Annotated in this window: 23 protein-coding genes; 9 read left to right on the forward strand and 14 right to left on the reverse strand. The window is 75.5% G+C overall.

The features are described from left to right. Window positions 1–9 precede the first annotated feature (9 nt). Genes ABIB16_RS07995 through pheS form a run of 3 tightly spaced genes read right to left on the reverse strand, consistent with a single transcriptional unit; the run spans window position 10 to window position 4,298 of the window. Window positions 10–630, reverse strand: coding sequence for a 4'-phosphopantetheinyl transferase family protein (locus tag ABIB16_RS07995; protein WP_354436185.1), 621 nt, complete (start codon window positions 628–630; stop codon window positions 10–12). Between the two features lie 2 nt (window positions 631–632). Then, window positions 633–3,212 (reverse strand): phenylalanine--tRNA ligase subunit beta, encoded by a 2,580-nt coding sequence (gene pheT, locus ABIB16_RS08000; RefSeq protein WP_354436186.1) that lies wholly within the window; start codon window positions 3,210–3,212, stop codon window positions 633–635. Window positions 3,213–3,215: 3 nt separating this feature from the next. Next, entirely contained in the window at window positions 3,216–4,298 is a 1,083-nt protein-coding gene (pheS, locus tag ABIB16_RS08005; protein ID WP_020624685.1) for a phenylalanine--tRNA ligase subunit alpha, read from the reverse strand. A gap of 86 nt (window positions 4,299–4,384) precedes the next feature. Here pheS and ABIB16_RS08010 point away from each other — a divergent pair, with 86 nt between their 5' ends. Both ABIB16_RS08010 and ABIB16_RS08015 read left to right on the forward strand, forming a co-directional pair. After that, window positions 4,385–4,792 (forward strand): CHY zinc finger protein, encoded by a 408-nt coding sequence (locus ABIB16_RS08010; RefSeq protein ID WP_052520072.1) that lies wholly within the window; start codon window positions 4,385–4,387, stop codon window positions 4,790–4,792. Beyond that, window positions 4,789–5,238 carry a hypothetical protein gene (locus tag ABIB16_RS08015; protein WP_041104193.1) on the forward strand — a complete coding sequence of 150 codons (450 nt, stop codon included), beginning with the start codon at window positions 4,789–4,791 and terminating at the stop codon, window positions 5,236–5,238. The genes ABIB16_RS08010 and ABIB16_RS08015 overlap by 4 nt, the downstream gene beginning before the upstream one ends. A gap of 45 nt (window positions 5,239–5,283) precedes the next feature. Here the strand turns inward: ABIB16_RS08015 and ABIB16_RS08020 are convergent, their stop codons facing one another. Next, window positions 5,284–5,946, reverse strand: coding sequence for a pyroglutamyl-peptidase I (locus ABIB16_RS08020; RefSeq protein WP_242679251.1), 663 nt, complete (start codon window positions 5,944–5,946; stop codon window positions 5,284–5,286). Between the two features lie 92 nt (window positions 5,947–6,038). Between ABIB16_RS08020 and ABIB16_RS08025 the strand changes: the two genes are divergently transcribed. Further along, complete coding sequence (locus tag ABIB16_RS08025; RefSeq protein WP_020624690.1) at window positions 6,039–7,112, forward strand: Rv2578c family radical SAM protein; 1,074 nt, start codon at window positions 6,039–6,041, stop codon at window positions 7,110–7,112. A gap of 34 nt (window positions 7,113–7,146) precedes the next feature. On the opposite strand, the gene ABIB16_RS08030 is transcribed toward ABIB16_RS08025, so the two are convergent. After that, on the reverse strand, window positions 7,147–7,659 hold the full coding sequence (locus ABIB16_RS08030) for a (deoxy)nucleoside triphosphate pyrophosphohydrolase (protein ID WP_098092377.1): 513 nt from the start codon (window positions 7,657–7,659) through the stop codon (window positions 7,147–7,149). Window positions 7,660–7,715: 56 nt separating this feature from the next. Here ABIB16_RS08030 and ABIB16_RS08035 point away from each other — a divergent pair, with 56 nt between their 5' ends. Then, the gene (locus ABIB16_RS08035) at window positions 7,716–9,038 is read left to right on the forward strand and encodes an MFS transporter (protein WP_101966041.1); all 1,323 of its coding nucleotides are present in this window, start codon (window positions 7,716–7,718) and stop codon (window positions 9,036–9,038) included. A 142-nt stretch (window positions 9,039–9,180) separates the two neighbouring features. After that, entirely contained in the window at window positions 9,181–9,453 is a 273-nt protein-coding gene (locus ABIB16_RS08040) for a GlsB/YeaQ/YmgE family stress response membrane protein (protein WP_101966042.1), read from the forward strand. Between the two features lie 112 nt (window positions 9,454–9,565). On the opposite strand, the gene ABIB16_RS08045 is transcribed toward ABIB16_RS08040, so the two are convergent. From ABIB16_RS08045 to infC, 4 genes are all read right to left on the reverse strand, one after another. Beyond that, window positions 9,566–10,462, reverse strand: a complete 897-nt coding sequence (locus tag ABIB16_RS08045; protein WP_230278114.1) for a TrmH family RNA methyltransferase — start codon at window positions 10,460–10,462, stop codon at window positions 9,566–9,568. Window positions 10,463–10,599: 137 nt separating this feature from the next. Next, complete coding sequence (rplT, locus tag ABIB16_RS08050) at window positions 10,600–10,986, reverse strand: 50S ribosomal protein L20 (RefSeq protein ID WP_002853696.1); 387 nt, start codon at window positions 10,984–10,986, stop codon at window positions 10,600–10,602. A gap of 89 nt (window positions 10,987–11,075) precedes the next feature. Further along, a complete protein-coding gene (gene rpmI / locus ABIB16_RS08055) occupies window positions 11,076–11,270 on the reverse strand; it encodes a 50S ribosomal protein L35 (RefSeq protein ID WP_002853699.1) in 195 nt (64 codons plus the stop codon). A gap of 104 nt (window positions 11,271–11,374) precedes the next feature. Further along, entirely contained in the window at window positions 11,375–12,544 is a 1,170-nt protein-coding gene (infC, locus tag ABIB16_RS08060) for a translation initiation factor IF-3 (RefSeq protein ID WP_230278115.1), read from the reverse strand. A gap of 180 nt (window positions 12,545–12,724) precedes the next feature. Between infC and ABIB16_RS08065 the strand changes: the two genes are divergently transcribed. After that, window positions 12,725–13,096, forward strand: coding sequence for a DUF1844 domain-containing protein (locus ABIB16_RS08065; protein WP_036313345.1), 372 nt, complete (start codon window positions 12,725–12,727; stop codon window positions 13,094–13,096). A gap of 68 nt (window positions 13,097–13,164) precedes the next feature. Here the strand turns inward: ABIB16_RS08065 and ABIB16_RS08070 are convergent, their stop codons facing one another. Beyond that, complete coding sequence (locus ABIB16_RS08070; RefSeq protein WP_041105247.1) at window positions 13,165–13,641, reverse strand: hypothetical protein; 477 nt, start codon at window positions 13,639–13,641, stop codon at window positions 13,165–13,167. Between the two features lie 367 nt (window positions 13,642–14,008). On the opposite strand from ABIB16_RS08070, the gene ABIB16_RS08075 reads away from it, so the two are divergent. Further along, a complete protein-coding gene (locus ABIB16_RS08075) occupies window positions 14,009–14,257 on the forward strand; it encodes a WhiB family transcriptional regulator (RefSeq protein ID WP_002854852.1) in 249 nt (82 codons plus the stop codon). Window positions 14,258–14,319: 62 nt separating this feature from the next. Here ABIB16_RS08075 and ABIB16_RS08080 read toward each other — a convergent pair whose 3' ends face one another. From ABIB16_RS08080 to ABIB16_RS08090, 3 genes are read right to left on the reverse strand one after another with little or no spacing between them, the layout of a single operon-like run. Next, complete coding sequence (locus tag ABIB16_RS08080) at window positions 14,320–15,828, reverse strand: sensor histidine kinase (RefSeq protein ID WP_134415753.1); 1,509 nt, start codon at window positions 15,826–15,828, stop codon at window positions 14,320–14,322. Further along, window positions 15,798–17,381, reverse strand: coding sequence for a tyrosine-protein kinase family protein (locus ABIB16_RS08085; protein ID WP_123244130.1), 1,584 nt, complete (start codon window positions 17,379–17,381; stop codon window positions 15,798–15,800). The genes ABIB16_RS08080 and ABIB16_RS08085 overlap by 31 nt, the downstream gene beginning before the upstream one ends. 2 nt (window positions 17,382–17,383) lie before the next feature. After that, a complete protein-coding gene (locus ABIB16_RS08090) occupies window positions 17,384–18,031 on the reverse strand; it encodes a CpaB family protein (protein WP_123244131.1) in 648 nt (215 codons plus the stop codon). A gap of 225 nt (window positions 18,032–18,256) precedes the next feature. On the opposite strand from ABIB16_RS08090, the gene ABIB16_RS08095 reads away from it, so the two are divergent. Then, window positions 18,257–18,481, forward strand: a complete 225-nt coding sequence (locus ABIB16_RS08095; protein WP_123244132.1) for a helix-turn-helix domain-containing protein — start codon at window positions 18,257–18,259, stop codon at window positions 18,479–18,481. A gap of 15 nt (window positions 18,482–18,496) precedes the next feature. Here ABIB16_RS08095 and ABIB16_RS08100 read toward each other — a convergent pair whose 3' ends face one another. Further along, window positions 18,497–19,054, reverse strand: a complete 558-nt coding sequence (locus ABIB16_RS08100) for a hypothetical protein (protein WP_036383497.1) — start codon at window positions 19,052–19,054, stop codon at window positions 18,497–18,499. A 156-nt stretch (window positions 19,055–19,210) separates the two neighbouring features. On the opposite strand from ABIB16_RS08100, the gene ABIB16_RS08105 reads away from it, so the two are divergent. Next, window positions 19,211–19,963 (forward strand): LysM peptidoglycan-binding domain-containing protein, encoded by a 753-nt coding sequence (locus ABIB16_RS08105; protein WP_044659782.1) that lies wholly within the window; start codon window positions 19,211–19,213, stop codon window positions 19,961–19,963. Window positions 19,964–19,980: the final 17 nt, after the last annotated feature.

Genomic DNA, 19,980 nt, shown 5'->3' on the forward strand with positions numbered 1-19,980 from the left:
GCGGTCGACTCAGCGGCCCCGCCACGCCAGCGCCCCGACGAGACCGCCCGGCAGCCGGTCGGTCAGGTCCACCAGCACGACGTCGGCCGGCACGGTCAGCGCGTCGACGGCGGCGGGGTCGCCCGTGAAGCCGGTGCCGGCGGCCTTCACGAGCGCCTCCTTGCGCGTCCACAGCCGGGCCCGCGCGGCGGGCCTCTCGGGGGCGGGGAGCTCCCGCACCCGGGCGCGCTCCGCCGTCGAGAAGCCCACCCCGCCCAGGCCGTCCTCGTCCGCGAAGGCCGCGGCGTCCGCCCGCTCGACGTCCACCCCGAGGCCGAGCCCGTCGGCGGGCCGTGCCGGCGCCCACCACGCCCCGATCCGCGCCCGATCCTCGGCGCCGGGCATCCGGACGTGCGTGAACGAGACGAGCGCGACCCGGCCGGGAGGCAGGCCGGTCAGCGCGGGGACGCCGTGCGCGGCCGAGCCGCAGCCCGCGCAGGCGTGCCGGAGCCCGAGCGGCCCCACCGGCACGCCCCAGGCCGCCGTCAGGGCGGTGCGCACCTGACCGAGCAGCGCGGAGACGGCGTCGGCCGCCCCCGCCGAGGCGGGGACGGCCGACGTCAGGCCCCACGGGCCGGTCGCGGCGGACACGGTCAGCGCTGGACCGCCCCGTGCCGCTGCGCCGCGAGCGCGGTGGCCGCGGCGCGGGCCTCGGAGGCCTCCTCCGCGGTGAGCGTGCGGTCGGGGGCGCGGAACCGCAGGGAGAACGCGAGGGACTTCCGCCCCTCCGGCACGCCCGCGCCCCGGTAGACGTCGAACAGCTCGACGGCCTCGAGCAGCTCCCCGGCGCCCTCGGCGAGGGTCGCGCGCACGTCCCCGGCCACGACGGCCTCGTCCACCACGAGCGCCACGTCCTGCGTGCTCACGGGGAACGTGGACAGCGGCGCGGCGACCACGGTCTCGGGCGCCGCGGCGCACAGCGCGTCCAGGTCCAGCTCCCACACGCTCATGCGGGCGGGCAGATCCTCGGCCTCGAGCCACTGCGGGTGCAGCTCGCCGGCCACGCCCACCACCCGGTCCCCGTGCTCGGTCACGACGACGAGCTCGGCCACCCGGCCCGGGTGGAACGCGTGGTGCCGGCCCTGCCGGACGGTCAGCTCGACGCCGAGGACGTCGGCCACGTCGAGGGCCCCGGCGACCGCGTCCTGCCAGTCCACCGGGCGGGGGGCGTGGTCCGGCCCGGGCGCCGAGTCGTGCCCGGCGTACAGACCGGCCACGTGCCACGGCTGGGCGGGGATGCCGGCCTCGAGGTCGGCGAGGACCTCGGGGGAGGGATGGACCGCGCGCGGGGGGATCGTCGCCGAGCCCAGCTGCGCGCCGGGCAGGAAGACCAGCCCCATCTCGTACAGCGCCAGATCGCGGAAGCCGCGGCCGAGGTTGCGGCGCGCGGTCTCGACCAGGCCCGGCAGCAGCGACAGGCGCAGGTGCCGGTACTGGGAGGCGATCGGATTGGCCAGGGCCACCATCGCCGGGACCTGGCCCTGCGCGTCCGAGTCCGCCCCGAAACGCCGGTTCTGCTCCTCGGAGACGAACGGGTAGGCGAGCACCTCGGTGAGACCCGCGGCCGCGAGCGCGGCCGACACGCGGCGACGCTGGGCCTGGCGGCGGGTGAAGCCGCGGCCCGGCGGGGCCACGGGCACCACGGAGGGGATCGCGTCGTAGCCGCGCAGGCGCGCGACCTCCTCGGCGAGGTCCTCGGGGATGCGCAGGTCCGTGCGCCACGACGGGGCGGTCACGGTCAGCCGCGGGGCGGCGCCGTCGGCGGCCTCGGTCACGGCCACCTCGGCGCCCAGGGCGCGCAGCGTCTCCACGACCTCGTCGGTCGTGTACGCCACGCCCACCAGGGCGGAGGGGAAGTCGGCGGCCATCTCGACGACGGCCGGCTCCGGCCGCGTCCCGACGTCGGTGACGCCGGGCTCGGCGGTGCCGCCGGCGAGCTCGACGAGCAGCTGCACGGCCCGCTCGGCCGCCTCGTCGGCGACCTCCCAGTCGACGCCGCGCTCGTTGCGCTTCGACGCCTCCGAGGGCAGGCGGTGCCGGCGCCGCGTACGGGCGATCGACACCGGGTCGAAGTTCGCGGACTCGACCACGATCGTGGTGGTGGCGTCCGTGACCTCGGTGGCGGCCCCGCCCATGACGCCCGCCAGGCCGATGGGGCCGGAGTCGTCCGTGATGAGCAGGTCCTCGGGGTCGAGCTCGCGCTCCTTGCCGTCGAGGGTGGTCAGGGTCTCTCCGGCCCGCGCGCGACGCACCACGATCTCACCGGAGAGCGTGTCCGCGTCGTAGAAGTGCAGGGGCTGGCCCAGCTCCCACATCACGTAGTTGGAGATGTCCACCGGCAGGGAGATGGTGCGGATGCCGGCCAGGCGCAGGCGCGCGGCCAGCCACGGCGGGGTCGGACGGGTCGCGTCCACACCGGAGACCGTGCGGGCGACGAAGCGGGTGGCCCCGGGCTCGCCGTGGATCGGCGCGTCGTCGGCGATCCGGACGGCCGGGCCGGCGTCGTCGGCCGCCGGCGGGTGGACGGCGGCGGCCGGGTCCGTGAAGGGCACGCCGGTGGCGTGCGCGTACTCGCGCGCGACGCCGCGCATCGAGAACGCGTAGCCGCGGTCGGGCGTCACGTTGATCTCGGCGGCCTCGCCGTGCAGGTCCAGGACGTCCCGGGCGTCGGTGCCCGGCTCGGGGTCGAGCCCGAGGTCGCCGAGCACGATGATCCCGTCCGTGCCGTCGTCGCCCATGCCCAGCTCCGTGCTGGAGGCGATCATCCCGGCCGAGACGTGCCCGTAGGTCTTGCGGGGGCTGATGCGGAAGTCGCCGGGCAGCACCGCGCCGGGCAGGGTCACGACGACCTTGTCCCCGACCTCGAAGTTGTGGGCGCCGCACACGATGCCCTGCACGCCGGAGGGCTCGATGCCCTCGCCGGTGAGCGGCTGGGCGGCGCCCTCGGGAACCACCCGCACGGAGCACCAGTTGATGGTCTTGCCGTTCTTCTGCGGCTCGGGCTCCTTGGAGAGCACCTGCCCGACGACGATCGGGCCCTGCAGCTCGGCGGCCGGACGGTGGACGTCCTCCTCCTCGAGGCCGACGCGGACGAGGTCGGCCATCACGTCCTCGGCACGGTGCTCCGCGGGCACGGGGACGAACTCCCGCAGCCAGTCCAGGGGGATGCGCATGGATCAGACCTCCATTCCGAAGTGCTGGGAGAAGCGGACGTCGCCCTCGATCATGTCGTGCATGTCCGGGACCTCGTTGCGGAACATGAGCGTGCGCTCCACGCCCATGCCGAACGCGAACCCGGAGTACTCCTCCGGGTCCAGGCCCGCGGCGCGCAGCACATTCGGGTGCACCATGCCGCAGCCGCCCCACTCGATCCAGCGGGGCCCGCCCTTGGCGCCGGGGTGCCAGATGTCCAGCTCGGCGCTGGGCTCGGTGAACGGGAAGAAGTTCGGGCGCAGGCGGATGGCCGCCTCGGCCCCGAACATCTGGCGGGCGAAGTACTCGAGGGTGCCGCGCAGGTGGGCCATGGTCAGGCCCTTGTCCACGGCCAGGCCCTCGAACTGGTGGAACACCGGGGTGTGCGTGGCGTCCAGCTCGTCCGTGCGGAAGGTGCGACCCGGGCACAGCACGTAGGTGGGGGCGCCCCGCTCGAGCAGGGAGCGCATCTGCACCGGGGAGGTGTGGGTGCGCAGCAGCAGGTGGGCCTCGGCCGGGGCCACGAAGAAGGTGTCCTGCATCTCGCGGGCCGGATGGTCCGGCGCGAAGTTGAGGGAGTCGAAGTTGAACCACTCGGACTCGAGCTCGGGGCCCTCCGCGATCTCCCAGCCCATGCCGACGAAGATCTCCGAGACACGGTCCATCGTCAGCGAGAGCGGGTGACGGGCGCCGACGCGGCGGCGACGGACCGCGGTGGTCACGTCCACCGTCTCCTCGCGCAGGATCCGCGCGGCCCGCTCCGCCTCGAGCACCTCGGTGCGGGCGGCCAGGGCCTTGCCCAGGCGGCCGCGTGCGGCGCCCATGAGCTTGCCGGCCTCCGCCTTGCGCTCCTTGGGCAGAGCGCCGATCGCCTTGTTCGCGAGAGTCAGGGGGGCCCGGTCGCCGGTGTGGGCCAGGCGGGCGGCCTTGAGCTCATCGAGGTCGGCCGCGGCCTCGTACGCGGCGAGCGCGGCCTGCACGGCGGCCTCCACCGCCTCCGCGTCCACGGGGGAGATCTCCGCCACGGGCGCGGTGGGCTCCGCGCCGGTCTCGGGGCTGGGTGTCATCAGGGCAACGACCTTCGCATGGGGGACGGTGGGACGCCCGTCAGTCTAGTGTCCGCCCCGGACGCGCCCGGCCTAGGCTGAGGCGCATGACCGCCCCGGACTCCCTCGACGGCACCGACCCGCTGCTGCGGGGCGTGGGCCTGGACGCGCAGACCCGCTGCGCCCATTACGCCACGGCGCGGGACGTCGTCGCCCTGCGCTTCGCCTGCTGCCCCGCGTACTGGTCCTGCCACCGCTGCCACGCGGAGCTCGCCGACCACCCGGCCGTGCCGGTGCCGGCCGGCGACTTCGACCGGCCGCACGTGCTGTGCGGGGTGTGCCGCACCGAGCTGAGCGTGACCGCCTATCTCGCCCTCGAGGCCGCCGCCGATCCCGCGTGCCCGGCCTGCGGGGCGCCGTTCAACCCGGGCTGCGCCGCCCATGCCCCGCTCTACTTCGACGTCCCCGCGTCCGGGTCCCCCGCCGGTGAGGCCGATCCCCCGGCACAGCCATGACCGCGGCCCCTTCCCGGCCGTCGCCTCCGGCGCACGTGCGGGCGCGCGGGCTGTGGAACCTGCTGAACCTGGCGACGCCGCTGGGGCTGGTGGGCGCCGTCGTCGCCGGCTGCGCGCTGCGGCCCGGGCCGCACGGGCTGATCGAGGCCCGCGGCTGGACGCACCGGTTCCCGGGCGGGGCCGCGTTCACGGTCGGCGACGTCGTGTTCACCCGCCCCGGCCTGCGCATGACGCCCGCGCTGTGGCGGCACGAGGCCGGCCATGCGGACCAGTACGCCCTCCTGCTGGGTCTGCCGTTCCTGCCGGCGTACGCGCTGGCGGCGGCGTGGTCGATGTGGCGGACCGGGGATCCGGCGTCGCGCAACGTCTTCGAACGACGCGCGGGCCTGGCCCTGGGCGGCTACGTCGAGCGGCCCGTGGTCCGCGGCCTGCGGCCGCGCCGCTGACGGGCACGGGCGGTCGCGCCGACGCGGACCCGGGGTCCGGGGAGGTCAGTGCAGGGTGCCGCCGGGGACGTCGAGGTCGGGGCCGCCGGCCAGCGCCGTCAGGGCGGCCTCGGCCACCGCGCGCGCCAGGTCGGCCGCGGGCAGGGCCGGGGTGTCCGGCGTCGGGCGGTGCTCGGTGTCCCACGGCACGTGGATGAAGCCGGCGGCCCGGGCGGTGCCGGGGGCGTCGAGGAGGGCGTACATGACGTGGTTGCACACGAACGCGCCCGCGGACAGGGACGGCTCCGCGGCGACGCCGGCCTCCCGGATCGCGGCGACGGCACGCTTGGCGGGCAGGGTGGCGAACAGGGCCGCGGGACCGTCGGCGCGCACGGGCCGGTCCACGGGCTGCTCCCCCGCGTTGTCCGGGATCCGGGCGTCCTGCAGGTTCACGGCCACCCGTTCGACCCGGACCGTCGCCGTGCCGCCGGCCAGCCCGACGGCGATCGCCACCTCCGGCCGGACCCGGTCGAGGGCCGCGGTCAGGGCCGGCCCGGCCGCGCCGAACGCGCACGGCAGCTCGACCGCCTCGGCCGTCACACCCCGGTCCGCCAGGATGCCCACGGCGTCCCGCGCGGCGGCGATCGACGGGTTGTGGACATCGCCGCCGAAGGGCTCGAAGCCCGTGAGCAGGACGCGGGCGGCCGGGGCGGGTGCACGGGAGGTCATGGCGACCACGGTAGGCGCGTCTCGGCGCCCGCGCCACGCCCGGACTCGAACACGCTTGCGGGTCGATTCGAACATGTGTTCTACTTCTGGCCATGCGATGGGAAGCGCAGACCCTGCGGTCCGAGGGCGGAGCCCAGCGGGCGACGGCCGGCACACCGGCCGGCTCCGCCGCCCTGCTGCCGCTCTCGGACCTGCAGCGGAGTGTCACCACCCCGGAGTTCGCGGGCGTCACCTTCCATGAGGTGCTCGCCAAGACCGCACTGAACTCGGTGCCGTCCGCCTCGGCCATGCCGTTCCGCTGGACCGTGAACCCGTACCGCGGCTGCACCCACGCCTGCCGGTACTGCTACGCCCGCAGCACCCACACCTTCCTCGAGCTCGACGCCGGGGCCGACTTCGACCGGCAGATCGTCGTGAAGGTCAACGTCGCCGAGGTGCTGCGCGCCGAACTCGCCCGCCCCACGTGGGGCCGCGAGGCGGTGGCGTTGGGGACGAACACGGACCCGTATCAGCGGGCCGAGGGCCGCTACGCGCTGATGCCCGGGATCATCCGGGCCCTGGCCGATTCCGGCACCCCGTTCTCCGTGCTGACCAAGGGGACCCTGCTCGCGCGGGATGTGCCCCTGCTGCAGGCGGCCTCGCGCCAGGTGCCGGTGCAGGTCTCGCTGTCCCTGGCGATGCTCGACCCCGCCATCGCCGCCGCGGTCGAGCCGGGCACGCCGTCGCCGACCGCACGCCTGCGCCTGATCGAGCGGCTCGCCGCCGCGGGTGCGGACGTCACCGTCATGGCCATGCCCCTGCTGCCGTGGCTCACGGACGGGGACCGCGAGATCGACGCCCTCATGCGCGCGCTGGCGGACGCCGGAGCCGCGCGCGTCATGCCGGGCGCCCTGCACCTGCGGCCGGGCGCGAAGGAGTGGTACCTGGACTGGATCCGCCGCGAGCACCCGGATCTGCTGGCCGGCTACGAGCAGATGTACGCCCGGTCCGCCTACGCGCCCGAGTCGTACCGCCGCATGCTCACCCGGATGGCCGGGGAGGCCGCCGCACGGCACGGCCTGGCCCGCGGCGGCGCCCACGGCATCCGGCGCGAGGACGGTCCCCCGGCCCGGCGCCGGCCGGCGTCCCGGCCCTCCGCTCCGGCGGCGCAGCCCGCGCTGTTCTGACCGGTCCGCGGGGCGCGGCCGGCCGCGTGTCGACTCAGCGCCCCGCGGAGAACGCCGTGGCGGCGCCACGGAGCACCTCGGCCACGATCGGCCGGTCCGCCGGGATCCAGTCCAGGTGCCGCACGCCCGGCCCGGCGAGCGGCAGCCACGCCAGCAGGTCGTGGTCCTGGAGGGCTCGGGGCGTCGCCCCCTCCTCCGCCAGGACGCCCCAGAACACCCGCATCCGGGCGCCGTTGGCCAGCTCCCACCCGTCCGGCTCCGGCGCCGCCACCTCGGGGCCGAGCCGCACGGCGACCCCGAGCTCCTCCCGGCACTCCCGCAGCAGCGCCTCCTGGACGCCCTCCCCCGGCTCGACCTTGCCCCCGGGGAACTCCCAGAGCCCCCGCAGCGGGGCAGGCGCGCTGCGACGGGCCGCCAGCAGGCGGGTCGGCGCGGCCACATCGTCGAGCAGCGCGAGCCCCACGACCTGCCGCGGTCGCGCACCGTCCCGGGGCGACGTCGTCGGGCGGGCGGCGGGCGCGGGGCGAGCAGGTGTGGCGGAGGTCATGAGCCCAGGCTAGCGAGGCCCCCGCCCCCGCAGACCGGAGTCCGTAGGCTGGGTCGGTGCCCACCCCCACTCCCGCCGCCGACGGCGCCCACGACCGTTCCCCCCGCGCCCCGCGTCCGACGCGCCCGGACCCGTCCATCCCACCGACCGCGCCGACGGGCCCCGGCGCGCTGCTGGGCGGCCGCCGCGTGCGTCTGCTGCCGGCCATCCTCGCGCTGGCCCTGGGCAGCTTCGCGATCGGCACCACGGAGTTCGCGATGATGGGCCTGCTGCCGCAGGCGGTGGCCGACCTCGGCATCGGTCTCGAGGCCGGCGGCGTGCTCATCTCCATGTACGCGCTGGGCGTCGTGATCGGCGCTCCCCTGCTGGCCGCGTCCTTCGCCCGCGTCGACCGGCGGGTCACGAGCATCGTGCTGATGCTGCTGTTCGTCGTGGGGCACGTGGCCGCGTTCCTCGCCCCGGACATGGGGAGCATGATGGCGGCCCGGTTCGTGTCGGGCCTGCCCCACGGCGCCTACTTCTCCGCGGCCGCCCTGGCCGCGGCGGACCTCGCCGGGCCCGCCCGCCGCGGCCAGGCCGTGGCCTGGGTGATGGCCGGGCTGTCCGTGGCCAACGTGCTGGGCGTGCCGGGCGCGACGGCGCTCGGGCAGGCCGTCGGCTGGCGCTGGATGTTCGTCATCGTGGCGGTCTGCGCGGCCCTGTGCGTCGGGGCGACCGCGTGGCTCGTCCCGTCCGTGCCGGCCCCCGCGGGCGCCTCGGTCGGCCGCGAGCTGCGCGGTCTGGCCTCCGGCCGCCTGTGGGCGACGGTGGCCGTGGGCGTGATCGGCTTCGCCGGCATGTTCGCGCTCTACACCTACATCGCGCCGCTGCTCACGGAGGTCGCGGGCCTCGAGGAACGGTGGGTCCCCGCCGTGCTGGCCCTCTACGGCGTCGGCATGGTGATCGGCACGCTCGTCAGCGGCGCCCTCACGGACCGCGACCCGGTGGGCACCCTGCGCCTGAGCTTCGGGCTCAGCGCGGTCTCGCTGGCCGCCGTCGCGCTGACGGCCTCGTGGGCTCCGGTGATGATCGTGTTCCTCTTCTGCGTGGCCGTCAGCGGCTCCGGGATCGCCCCGTCCCTGCAGGTGCTGCTCGTGGACTCCGCGCCCACCGCACCCCAGCTGGCCGGTTCGCTCAACCACTCCGCGCTGAACATGGCCAACGCGATGGGCGCGTGGGTCGGGGCCGCCGCGATCGGGGCCGGTGCGTCGCTGCGGACCCCGCCGCTGGTCGGCGCGGGCATCGCCCTGGCGGGCCTGGTGCTGGCGTTCCTGCTCGTGCGCCGCGACGTCGCGGCGCGGCCCGGCGTCCGGGCTGACGACGACGGCTCGCCCCGCTGAATCTCCCACACGAGGCCGGGGCGAACCTCGTCACGTCGGAGAATCTCGAAAAAGTCGGGGCGCCAGAGGTGGCCCCCCGTGAAAATCCCTTGCTACGTTCCTTCTCGTACGTCAGATTCGAAACCCGAAAGGAACCATCATCATGGGCATCATTGGCTGGATCGTGCTTGGTCTCATCGCCGGCGCCATCGCTCGCGCCATCCTCCCCGGACGTCAGGGCGGCGGGTGGCTCGGCGCCCTCCTCACCGGCATCGTCGGCGCTCTCCTCGGCGGCTGGATCGCCTCCCTGCTGTTCGACTTCGACGTGAACGAGAAGTTCTTCGATCTGGGCACCTGGATCTTCGCGATCATCGGCGGCGTTATCGTCGCCGCAGTGTGGCAGGCCATCACCCGCCGCACCGGCACCCGCGCCTGAGTGAGCTGAGCGGCCCGGGTTCCACCCGGGAACACGCAGATGGGGCGGGGATCCACGTGGATCCCCGCCCCATCTGCGTCTCCGGACGGCTGGCGCCGCCTCGTGCGCCCCGTCAGCCGGCGCGCCGTGCCCCCGCCATCGCGGACGAGTACAGGCACACCGTGGCGGCGGTCCCCACGTTCAGGGACTCCGCGGCCCCATACAGCGGCACCGCCACCCGGCGGTCCGCCAGCGCGAGCTCGCCGCCGTCCAGGCCCTGGGCCTCGTTGCCGAACAGCCACGCGGTCGGCGCGGCGACCACGCCGGGGGCGAGGGCGTCGAGCCGATCCGAGCCGTAGCCGTCGGCGGCCCACACCTGCAGGCCTGCGGCCCAGGCGGCGGCCGCGGCCGCCTCTGCGGGGACGGCGGTGACCACGGGCAGGTGGAACAGCGACCCGGCGGTGGACCGGACCACCTTGGGGTTGAACGGGTCGACGGAGCCCGGCGTGAGGACCACCGCGTCCGCCCCGGCCGCGTCCGCGGCTCGGATGACCGTGCCGGCGTTCCCCGGGTCCTGCACGCGGCACAGCACGGCGGCCAGGCGCGCCTCCCCGAGGACCGCTTCGACGGCCTGCGGCTCCGGCATCCGCGCCACGGCGACGATGTCCTGCCCCGTCACGGCGTCGGCCATGGCGGTGAGCACCTCGTCGCTGGCCTGGCGCACCAGGACGCACTCACCACCCGGCGTCGGGCGGTCCCGGACGCGCGCCACGAGCTCGGCCAGCGCGGGGTCCCGGTCCACGAGTCCGACGGACATGTACACCTGGGTCAGCACCCGCCCCGCGCGCCACTGCCCCGCGGCGGCCGCCGGCCCCTCCCCCAGGTGGGCGCGCAGGGCCTCGCGGCAGGCCTGCGGCCCCTCGACGAGGAACGTGCCCGTCCGGCGTCGGGCGGAGCGGCCCGCCAGGGCTGCCACCGCGCGCACGCGCTCGGCGCGGGGATGGGTCATCGGCTCGGCGTGCGGGGTCATGGGGTCTTTCTGGTCGGGGCTCGGCTGCGGATGCGCAGACGCCGACGGGGCGGGCCTCGGTGGAGGACCCGCCCCGTCGGCGGTGGTGTTCACGCCTGGGACGTGGTGGTGGGGGCCCTCAAGGCCCCGGAGCCGGCTCAGCGGGAGGCGGCGGGGGCGTTCACGTCTGCGGGCAGCGCCTCGCGGGCGGTCTTCACCAGCACGGCGAAGGTCGCGGCGTCGGAGACGGCGATCTCGGCCAGCATGCGGCGGTCCACCTCGACGCCGGCCAGCTTGAGGCCCTGCATGAAGCGGTTGTAGGTCATGCCGTTGGCGCGGGCGGCCGCGTTGATGCGGGTGATCCACAGGCGACGGAAGTCACCCTTGCGCTTGTGGCGATGCTGGTAGTTGTAGGTGAACGAGTGGAGCATCTGCTCCTTCGCCTTGCGGTACAGGCGAGACCGCTGGCCGCGGTAGCCGGAGGCGCGCTCCAGCATGGTCCGACGCTTCTTGTGGGCGTTCACTGCCCGCTTCACACGTGCCACGTGCGTACTCCAATCTGTGTGGTCCCCGGGGCGCGCACTGGCGCGTCACGGCCGAGGAGGAAGGGGTTCCGGCGAGGCCGGGGGGGGTGTCAGATGCCGAGCATCCGCTTGATCTGCTTGATGCTGCCCTTGGAGACGAGCTGGTCGCCCTTGAGACGGCGGGTCAGGCGCGAGGACTTGTGCTCCAGGTAGTGGCGGCGGTTCGCCTGCTGGCGCATGATCTTGCCGGAGCCGGTCACGCGGAAGCGCTTCTTGGCACCGCTGTGGGTCTTCATCTTCGGCATGGCTGCCGTTCTCCTTCACTCATCGCTGCCGTGCGCGGCGCGCACGGCAGTGCTGGTCACCCCGGTCCGTCCGGACCGGGCTGGTCTGTGGCGACCCCGGGGGGTCAGGCCCGAGGACCGGGCTTGGGGGCACCGCCGCGGGGGGCGGCGGGCTTGGGCGGGGCCGGCATCGGCTTGGCCGCCGGCTTCGGAGCCGACGACGGCGCGGCCGGCTTGGCGGCGGACCGCGGCTTCGGCGTGGCAGCCGGCGCAGCCGAGGACTGCGGCTTCGGCGTCGCGGCCGGCTTCGGGGCCGATGCGGGCGTGGCGCTGGAGGCCGGCTTCGCAGCCGGGGCGGCCGCGGCCGGGCGGGGAGCCGCCGGGGCCGGGGTCTTCGGCGCCTGCGTCGTCTCGGCCGGGGCCGCGGAGGCGTTCTCCTGCGTCCGGGCGGCCATGGCCTTCAGCTGCTCGGGGAACGCATCCCCGACCGAATTCCGCACCGGGGCGGAGTCGGACGCCGCCTTCTGCGCGGCGCGCTCCTTGGCCTCGCGGGCGGCCTGGTCGCGACGCGAACCGCCGCCCTGACGCTCGCGGTGGCTCTCGGCCGAGTTCTTGCGCTGGTCCGCCCGCGCATCGGCCTTGGTGCGCAGCGGGGCGACCACCATCACCATGTTGCGGCCGTCCTGGCGCGGCTGCGACTCGACGGTGCCCAGCTCGGCGACGTCCTCGGCGAACTGCTGCAGCAGCTTGATGCCGAGTTCGGGACGCTGCTGCTCACGGCCGCGGAACTGGATGATGGCCTTGACCTTGTCGCCCTGGCTCAGGAACTTCTTGGCGTGGCCGGTCTTGGTCTCATAGTCGTGCTTGTCGATCTTCAGGCGGAAGCGGACCTCCTTGAGGACCGTGTTCACCTGGTTCTTGCGCGACTCACGGGCCTTCACCGCGGCCTCGTACTTGTACTTGCCGAAATCCATCAGCTTGCACACCGGAGGCTTGGCCGTGGGGGCCACCTCCACGAGATCCAGGTCCGCCTCGGCGGCAAGCCGGAGGGCGTCCTCGACGCGGACGATGCCGACCTGTTCGCCGTTCGGGCCGACCAGGCGGACGTCCGGAACGCGGATACGCTCGTTGATGCGGGGATCGCTGATGGTGCTGCTCCTCTGTGTGAGACGACGGGTGATCCCGCGCCCACCGGAGGGGCCCTCGGAAACGAGGAAGGCCTCCCCTGCGCGGACGCAGACGGAGGCCTCGACACGGTCCCGCAGACGGGACCCTCGGTGCGGGCTGCGCGCCACGACGCGGCGGTCCCGACCGGCGACCCGGCAACTCGGTCCGGGGCGAACCGGACATCCTGCTGACGCGGGTGGGAGAGAGGCCTCCACTTTGCTGCTCCTGGCCCGTGCATGCCCGCCCCGGGGTCACCGGATGACGAGGTCTTGCGCGGACCACGAGTGGTCTATGGGAAGCTTACCACCATGACAGACGAACGTCAGGCCCAGGACGCCACCCCCATGGACGCCCCCGCCGAGATCCGCGACATCCACGAGGTCCCCGCCGTCGAGGTCATCACGACCACCGCCGTGCACCTGATGACCGCCGCCGCCGTCAAGTGCGGCCTGGCCGACTCCCCCGACGCCCGCGAGCTCATCGATCTCGACGAGGCCCGCAAGCTCATCACGGCCCTCGCCGGGCTGGTCACGGCCGCGGCCCCCGAGATCGGCAGCCAGCACGCCGGCCCGCTGCGCGACGGCCTGCGCTCGCTGCAGCTGGCGTTCCGTGAGGCCTCCCCGTTCCCGGACGCCCCGGGCAAGGGCCCCGGCGAGAAGTTCACCGGCCCGGTGAACTGACCACGCCCCCCGATGACGACGACGGCGCGCCCCCGACCGGGGGCGCGCCGTCGTCGTCGGAGCCGGGCTCAGGCGTCCGTCGAGGCCTCCGGGGCGGGGGTGAGATGCCGGGTGACCGGCGTCGTGAAGAGGGTGAGCAGCGCGACGCCGGAGACCGCGAGCAGCGGCCCACCCAGAGCGGCGGCGTCCACGCTGAAGAGCCATGACGACAGGAGCACACCGAAGAGCTGGATCGCGACGGCGGCGCCGCGGCTCCACGCCCGACCGCGCAGCAGGGCGACGGCGGTCGCAAGGATCCACAGGGTGAGCAGCGCGTAGATGACGACCAGCATCACGCGGGCGCCGGCCGGGAGCACCCCGTCCGCCGCATGCACCACCGCGTCCACGGCGAGCCAGAGGAGCGCGCCCGCCTCGAGCACGAGCGCCGCGGCGACCACGAGGACGGCCACCGGCAGGCCCCGGCCGGGGCGGGGCGGGACCGTCGTCGCGTCGGCGCCCGACGACTCGGACGGGGCGACGGGGTCGGGGCGGCGGGACTGTGCCATGGGGCCTCTCCTGCGGGACGGCTGCGGGGACGGACGTGTCCCCCACCGTACGCCGGGCGGTGCGCGGGCCAGGTCCGCGGCGACGCGCCGCCCCGGGCATGGGTGTGACCAAGGACTCACTGGGAGGTGCGGTGATGCACCTCATTCACCTCTTGTTCACTCGTGAGGGCCGTGCGAGGATGGCACGCGAAAGATTTCCGGGGGCCGCGTTCGTACGAAAGCGGTCCCCGTTGCAATGACCAGGGTCGCCCTCCGTATCGGTCGTGCCGCGCGTCGTCCGCGCAGGCCCCCGCGCCCGCCGCCGGCGGAGGCCGTGACCACCGGCGCCCGCGGGCTCCGGCTCTTCCGACAGAAAGTGAGCGGACCGATGGATTGGCGCAGTAAAGCAGCGTGCCTGGACAAGGACCCGGAGCTGTTCTTCCCGGTGGGCAACACCGGCCCCGCCCTCCTGCAGATCGAGGAGGCCAAGGCGGTGTGCCGCTCGTGTGAGGTCGTGGACACGTGCCTGAAGTGGGCCATGGAGTCCGGCCAGGACTCGGGCGTCTGGGGCGGCATGAGCGAGGACGAGCGGCGCGCCATGAAGCGCCGCGCCGCGCGTGCCCGCCGCGCCTCCTGACCCACCCGGACCACCGGCCCCGTCGACGACGTCGACGGGGCCGTCCTCAAGCCCGGCCGGGTTCACGTCAGGGGCAGTCGCAGCACGACGCGCGTGCCGCCGTCGTCGGACCGCTCCCAGCGCAGGGTGCCGCGCAGGTCCCCCTCCACGAGCGAGTGCACGATGCGCAGGCCGAGCCCCGATCCCTCGCCCGCGCGGGGAGACTCCCCCGGCACCCATCCGTCGGGGGCGGCGGGGCCGCCGTCCGTCACGGACACGACCAGCACCGTTCCCGCGGGGGTCGACTCGCGGTCGGCGTGCAGGCCCACGCAGCCACCGCCCGGCGCCGTGCCGTGCTCGACGGCGTTGGCCGCCAGCTCATTGAGCACCAGCGCCAGCGGCGTGGTCACGTGGGAGGGCAGTTCACCGAACTCGCCCGTGACCGCGACCTGCAGCGGCCGCCCGTCCCCGGCCACCTCGACGGCCAGGCGGAACTGCCGCTGCAGCAGACCGTCCACGGGGACCTGGTCCTCGATCTCCTCGCTCAGCGTCTGGTGGACGAGGGCGATCGTGTCCACCCGCTGCATCGCCTGACGCAGCGCACGCTCCGCCTCGGGCGAGGACGTGCGCCGCGCCTGCATGCGCAGCAGCGATCCCACGGTCTGCAGGTTGTTCTTGACGCGGTGGTGGATCTCGCGGATGGTCGCGTCCTTGGTGAGCAGACGCTGCTCCTGGCGGCGCAGCTCGGTCACGTCGCGCAGCAGCAGCAGCGCCCCCTGCCAGCCGTCCGGACCGAGCAGGGGGACGGAGCGCACCGTGAGGGACGCCCCGCCGGACTGCACCTCCCGCCGTCCGGCACGCAGCCCGGTGAGCACGGCCCACGTCCCCTCGTCGGTGGGCACACGGGCGGCGTCGGTGCTGGCCAGGACGTCGGTGAGCCGGTGCCCCTCGAGCGTTGAGGCGATGCCCAGCCGGCGCAGGGCGGAGACCGCGTTGGGACTGGTGAACTCGGCGACCGAGTCCGGCCCGAGCACGACGAGGCCGTCCCCCACCCGCGGCGTGCCGCCTGCCCAGAGGCCGGGAGGCTCCTCGGGCGCCGGCCAGCGGCCGTGCTGCATCATGTCCAGCAGGGTGCTGGCCGTCCGGCTGTAGTTCTCCTCGATCACCGAGCGCGCCGGCCGGCCGTTCGGGTCCGCGTGCGCGGAGACGACCGCGATGACCCTCCCGGCGCGGACCACCGGCCACAGACGCACCTGCAGCGTGCCTCCCGGGGCCTCGACGGGGCCGGCCCCCTCGGCCCGCTCCCCGCCATGCCACGTCTGCCCGACGACGGCCCGCAGGTCCGCGCGGGCGCGCGAGCCCACGATGTCGCGGTGGAAGAGGGTGGGAGCGGTGAAGGGCCGGACCTGGGCGAGCGCGACGAACCCTCCGGCCTCGTCGCGGCGGGGCACGGGGCACCAGAGCACGAGGTCCGCGAGCGCCAGGTCTGCCACGAGCTGCCAGTCCCCCACGAGCCGCTGCAGCCAGGCGCGGTCCTCGTCTCCGATGTCCGGGTGCGACGTCAGGGGGTCCTGCGCGAGCGAACTGACCATGGGATCAGGGTACGGCGACGTGCCGGGCGGCCCGTGTCCGTGGCGTCGCGGGCGGCGTCGGACGACACGGCGGCGATGGTCTGCGAGGGCCGTGCGCGGTGCCGTCCGCGGCGGGCGGGGCGGGCAGGGACACCGGCCAGCGTGGCGAGGGCGCGACGCAGCGGGCTGTTCGGAGCGGCCTCGGCGAGCACCTGGCCGGCGAGCAGCGCGGGGTCCGCGGCGGCCGGGTCCCACGGCAGGAACGCCTCCAGGGGCGTGGCCGGCGAGGCGTAGCGGTTCCAGACGGCCTCGACCTGCCCGCGCGGGGCGACGCCGGCGGCGGCGGGCCGGAGCCGGTTGACCACGACGCGCAGCCGTGCCGCCGGGGCCGCCTCCGCCAGCTCCTCGACCCCGCGGACCAGGCGGGGCAGGGCGACGGCGTCCGGCCCGCCGACCGCGATGACCTCGTCGGCCGCGGCGAGCGCCGCCAGGGTCGCACCGTTGCGCTGTGGGGCGGGCACGTCGAAGGACAACTCCTCGTCCTGCTCGAGACCGAACCCGACGTCGACGACCACGCGGTCCCAGTGTTCCCTGGCGGCCGCGATCAGCGCGGAGACGGCGGCGGGGCGCAGCTCGGGCCACCGGTCCACGCGGGTGAGCCCCGTCAGAACCGTCAGGTCCGCGCCGGCGACGCGGACGCGGACGCCCGCGGCCGCCAGGTCGGCGGCGCCCAGTCGGCCGTGGTCGGCCCGCCGCACGGCCCGCGACACGCCGGCCGACTCCTCCGTCAGCCCCAGGTGCACACCGACGGCGGGGCCGTACGTGTCCAGGTCGACCAGCAGCGTGTTCCGGCCGGCCACGGCGTGCTCGGCGGCGAGGTTCACGGCGACGGTGGTGCGTCCCGGGGCGCCGGTGGGACCCCACACCACGGTCACCAGGGACTCCCGCGCGGGTGCGGTCGGTTCGCCCTCCTCCGGAGAGGGTGCGGGGTCGGCTCCCTCGCCCGCGGTGGCGGGGCCGTCGTCGGGGGTGGCCGCGGCGGGGGCGGCGCCCGGCCCGGCGTCGTCGGGCTCGTCGGCGTCGCGCCAGGGGTCCGTGAGGCCGGGCACCTCGTCCGCGCCGAGCGTCTCCAGGGTGATCGGCAGGTCGTCGAGGTCCTCGGCGTGATCCCGGGCGTGGTCGGCGTCCTCCCCGTGCGAGGTCTCCGGCCGGCGGCCCTCCGCGGCGGCGCTCGCGGACTCCACGACGACGGCCGCGATCTGCTCGGGGTCGGCGTCGGCGCGCACGCAGGGCACCCCCATGCTGCGGAGACGACGCCGCTCGGCACGGACCTCGCTGAGCGCCGCCACGCCCACGGGTCGGGGCAGCCGGGCCGTCTCCTCCAGGAAGGCGGCGGTGAGGGACTCGGTGTCCCCGGCCACGAGGACCGCGTCCACGAGACCGGAGCGGGCGATGGCGAGCAGCTCGGCGATGTCCTCGGCCCGGCGGAGGACCGTGATGTCCGTCTGGTGCCGCTCGAGCGGGCCGATGTGGTCCAGGCCCGGCTGGACGGTGGTGGCCAGGGCGATGCGCACGGTCAGCGCACCCCGTGGGCCGGCACGAGGGTGACCCGCGCGTCCTTCACCTTCGCGTCCACGATGCGCGGCAGGGTCTCCTTTGGTGCCAGCAGCTGCACCCGGGTGGTGCCCGAGCCGCCGAAGCCGTTCTGCTCCGCCGTGACCTCGGAGATCTCGAGCGCCTCGGCCAGCCGGGCCGGGTCTGCATGGCCGCGGCCTCCCTCCGCCGGCATGGCCACCCAGACGTCCACGCGGTCTCCCACGCCCACGCCGGACGGCAGCGGCTCGTCCAGGGCCACCCCGACGGGACGACGGCCGTCCGGGTCCGCGTCCACCAGTGCCGCCGCCGGCAGCAGCTCACCGGCCCGGACAGTCCCGGAGACCATCCGCCCCTCGGGAGCCGGAGCATCGGCGCTGAGGTACCGCTCGCCGGCCTCGCTGAGGTTCACCTCCACGGGGCGCAGGTCCCCGGACGCGATGGGTGTGCCCGGGGGCAGGTCCTCCGCAGCCGTCCAGTACGCTGCGGTCCGCTGGGCGGAGGCGACCAGCGCCACGACGCCGGCGATCGAGGCGAGGACGAGCACGAGACCGACGAGGAGCCGGGGATCCCGCCAGCGGGGCCGGCGCAGACGGCCGCCCTCGGCGGACGCGGACATGGTCGTGGACACCGGATGTTCCCCCCTTCGGACCGGCCCCTCGGGCCGCCGCGGCCCCGGCACCCCGTCGGTGTCGGCCCCTCCGCGCTGCGCCCAGAGTAACCACAGGGGCCGTGGATCGCCGGATCCGCCGCGTACGCTGTGGAAAAGTGTCGCCTCCGGGTGTTCCCGGGGTTGAATGGGTCGACGTCGTGGGCCGCCCGCGACCGTCCTGGACGCCTCGACCGAAGGAGCACCGTGCAGCGCTTTCTCACCCTGACCGACGTCGCGGAGACCCTGAACATCTCCGGTCAGGCCGCCCGTGCCCTGGTCCGCTCGGGTGAGCTGCAGGCCATCCAGGTCGGGGGCCGCGGTCAGTGGCGCATCGAGCTGTCCTGGCTCGAGGACTACGTGGAACGTCAGAAGGAAGTGACGCGCGCCCGCGTCCGGGAGTGGACCGAGGCGGACGCGCAGGCCCGCTGAGCCCACACGGTCTGCTCAGGCGGGGCGCAGCGCGGTCCGGACCGTCCCCAGCGCCCCGAACGGGATGACGAGCCGCCCGCGGACGGCCGCGGCCCGCCGGGCCTCGTCCCGCGGGTGGCGGGCGATGTCGAGGTGGTCGCCGCCGACCCGGTCCACGGTGCCCTCCGCCAGCGCCGCGCCGAGGCGTCCCGTCACCGCCACCGGCTGGCGCGTCCGCGCGATGCCGCGCAGCACCGTCCCCCAGCCGGCCGCGGCGAGCTCGGGCGCGGCCACGGCCCGGGTCAGGTCGGCCTCCACGGCCGCCACGCAGTCCACCGCGACGATCGCCGATCCCGAGCCGTCGACGTGCACGCCGACCCAGCCCTGGCCCACCGTGTGCACCACGCCGTCCACGACCTCGCCCCAGGCCAGGTGGAGCCGGACCTGCCGCCCTCGGGCTCCGCGCAGGCGGTCGGCCAGGGACAGCGCCATCCACTCCGCTCGGGTCAGCTCCGCGGCCTCGGCCACCGTCTCCTGCCAGCCGAGGTCGGCCCAGTGCGCCTCCAGGTCGTCGAAGAGTCCGTTCCACCGCATGCGCTCAGCATAGGAGGCTCAGCGCCGGACATCGGTCGTCATCAAACATCATCAAACATCACTCTTGACACCTATCGGCCCGTGCAGTTCACTGTGATCATCATCACCGGCCTGATCGCGGGATCCCGGCCGGACGGACGCACAGGAGGGGAATCCATGGAGCGCTCGACATCACCGGCCGGCCCGGCCCCGACCCGTCCGGTCGACGCGGCGGACGCCGTCGGCCTCACCGTCCTGCTTCTGGCCGGTCCCGGTCTGCTCGCCTGTGCCGCGGCGCTGCTGCAGACGGGCACCAGCGCGCCCGGGGCGGAACTGACCCGCGTGCTGGGCCTCGGTGCCGGTCTCGCCGGGCTCGGACTGCTCGCATGGTGGGCGGTGGGCCTGATCGGGCTGGCGCTCGTCGCGCTGGGGCGCCGCGCGGGTCGGCCGGCCTGGGCCCGCCTGGGCCGGAGCCTCACTCCCGCCCTGCTCGGACGCGTGGCAGGCGCCGTCGTCGGTGCCCAGCTGCTCGCGGCACCGGCCGCGTGGGCGGACGCGGCTCATCCCGTGCCGGACGCCTCCTGGACCGTGGCTGCGGTGCCTGCGCACGCCACCGGCGTCGAGGCCCCGGCGCCGGACGCCGCGTGGACGCCCCGGCCCCCGGCGCCGGCCCCACCGGGCGCCGGCACCGGCCGTGCGGATCCGGACCACCCGACCGTCACCGTCCGGCGCGGCGACTGCCTGTGGCACCTCGCCGCCGCCGAGCTCGGCCCGGACGCGACCCCCCGAGAGATCGACGCCCGCTGGCGCCGCTGGTACGAGGCCAACCGACGGGTGATCGGCGACGACCCGCACCTGCTGCTGCCCGGCACCGTGCTGACCTCCCCCGTGTTCACCCCGCACGCCGGCGTGGACGGACCACGGCCATGACATCCACGACCCTGCAC

Source organism: Micrococcus sp. UYEF5, from assembly GCF_040546065.1.
GTDB lineage: Bacteria > Actinomycetota > Actinomycetes > Actinomycetales > Micrococcaceae > Micrococcus > Micrococcus luteus.

What these genes read in the sequence shown, in the direction of transcription:
- pheT (WP_354436186.1), bottom strand. Translation starts at nt 3,212, where the DNA reads ATGCGCATCCCCCTGGACTGGCTGCGGGAGTTCGTCCCCGTGCCCGCG.
- pheS (WP_020624685.1), bottom strand. Translation starts at nt 4,298, where the DNA reads ATGACACCCAGCCCCGAGACCGGCGCGGAGCCCACCGCGCCCGTGGCG.
- ABIB16_RS08010 (WP_052520072.1), top strand. Translation starts at nt 4,385, where the DNA reads ATGACCGCCCCGGACTCCCTCGACGGCACCGACCCGCTGCTGCGGGGC.
- ABIB16_RS08015 (WP_041104193.1), top strand. Translation starts at nt 4,789, where the DNA reads ATGACCGCGGCCCCTTCCCGGCCGTCGCCTCCGGCGCACGTGCGGGCG.
- ABIB16_RS08020 (WP_242679251.1), bottom strand. Translation starts at nt 5,946, where the DNA reads ATGACCTCCCGTGCACCCGCCCCGGCCGCCCGCGTCCTGCTCACGGGC.
- ABIB16_RS08025 (WP_020624690.1), top strand. Translation starts at nt 6,039, where the DNA reads ATGCGATGGGAAGCGCAGACCCTGCGGTCCGAGGGCGGAGCCCAGCGG.
- ABIB16_RS08030 (WP_098092377.1), bottom strand. Translation starts at nt 7,659, where the DNA reads ATGACCTCCGCCACACCTGCTCGCCCCGCGCCCGCCGCCCGCCCGACG.
- ABIB16_RS08040 (WP_101966042.1), top strand. Translation starts at nt 9,181, where the DNA reads ATGGGCATCATTGGCTGGATCGTGCTTGGTCTCATCGCCGGCGCCATC.
- ABIB16_RS08045 (WP_230278114.1), bottom strand. Translation starts at nt 10,462, where the DNA reads ATGACCCCGCACGCCGAGCCGATGACCCATCCCCGCGCCGAGCGCGTG.
- rpmI (WP_002853699.1), bottom strand. Translation starts at nt 11,270, where the DNA reads ATGCCGAAGATGAAGACCCACAGCGGTGCCAAGAAGCGCTTCCGCGTG.
- ABIB16_RS08065 (WP_036313345.1), top strand. Translation starts at nt 12,725, where the DNA reads ATGACAGACGAACGTCAGGCCCAGGACGCCACCCCCATGGACGCCCCC.
- ABIB16_RS08070 (WP_041105247.1), bottom strand. Translation starts at nt 13,641, where the DNA reads ATGGCACAGTCCCGCCGCCCCGACCCCGTCGCCCCGTCCGAGTCGTCG.
- ABIB16_RS08075 (WP_002854852.1), top strand. Translation starts at nt 14,009, where the DNA reads ATGGATTGGCGCAGTAAAGCAGCGTGCCTGGACAAGGACCCGGAGCTG.
- ABIB16_RS08080 (WP_134415753.1), bottom strand. Translation starts at nt 15,828, where the DNA reads ATGGTCAGTTCGCTCGCGCAGGACCCCCTGACGTCGCACCCGGACATC.
- ABIB16_RS08100 (WP_036383497.1), bottom strand. Translation starts at nt 19,054, where the DNA reads ATGCGGTGGAACGGACTCTTCGACGACCTGGAGGCGCACTGGGCCGAC.
- ABIB16_RS08105 (WP_044659782.1), top strand. Translation starts at nt 19,211, where the DNA reads ATGGAGCGCTCGACATCACCGGCCGGCCCGGCCCCGACCCGTCCGGTC.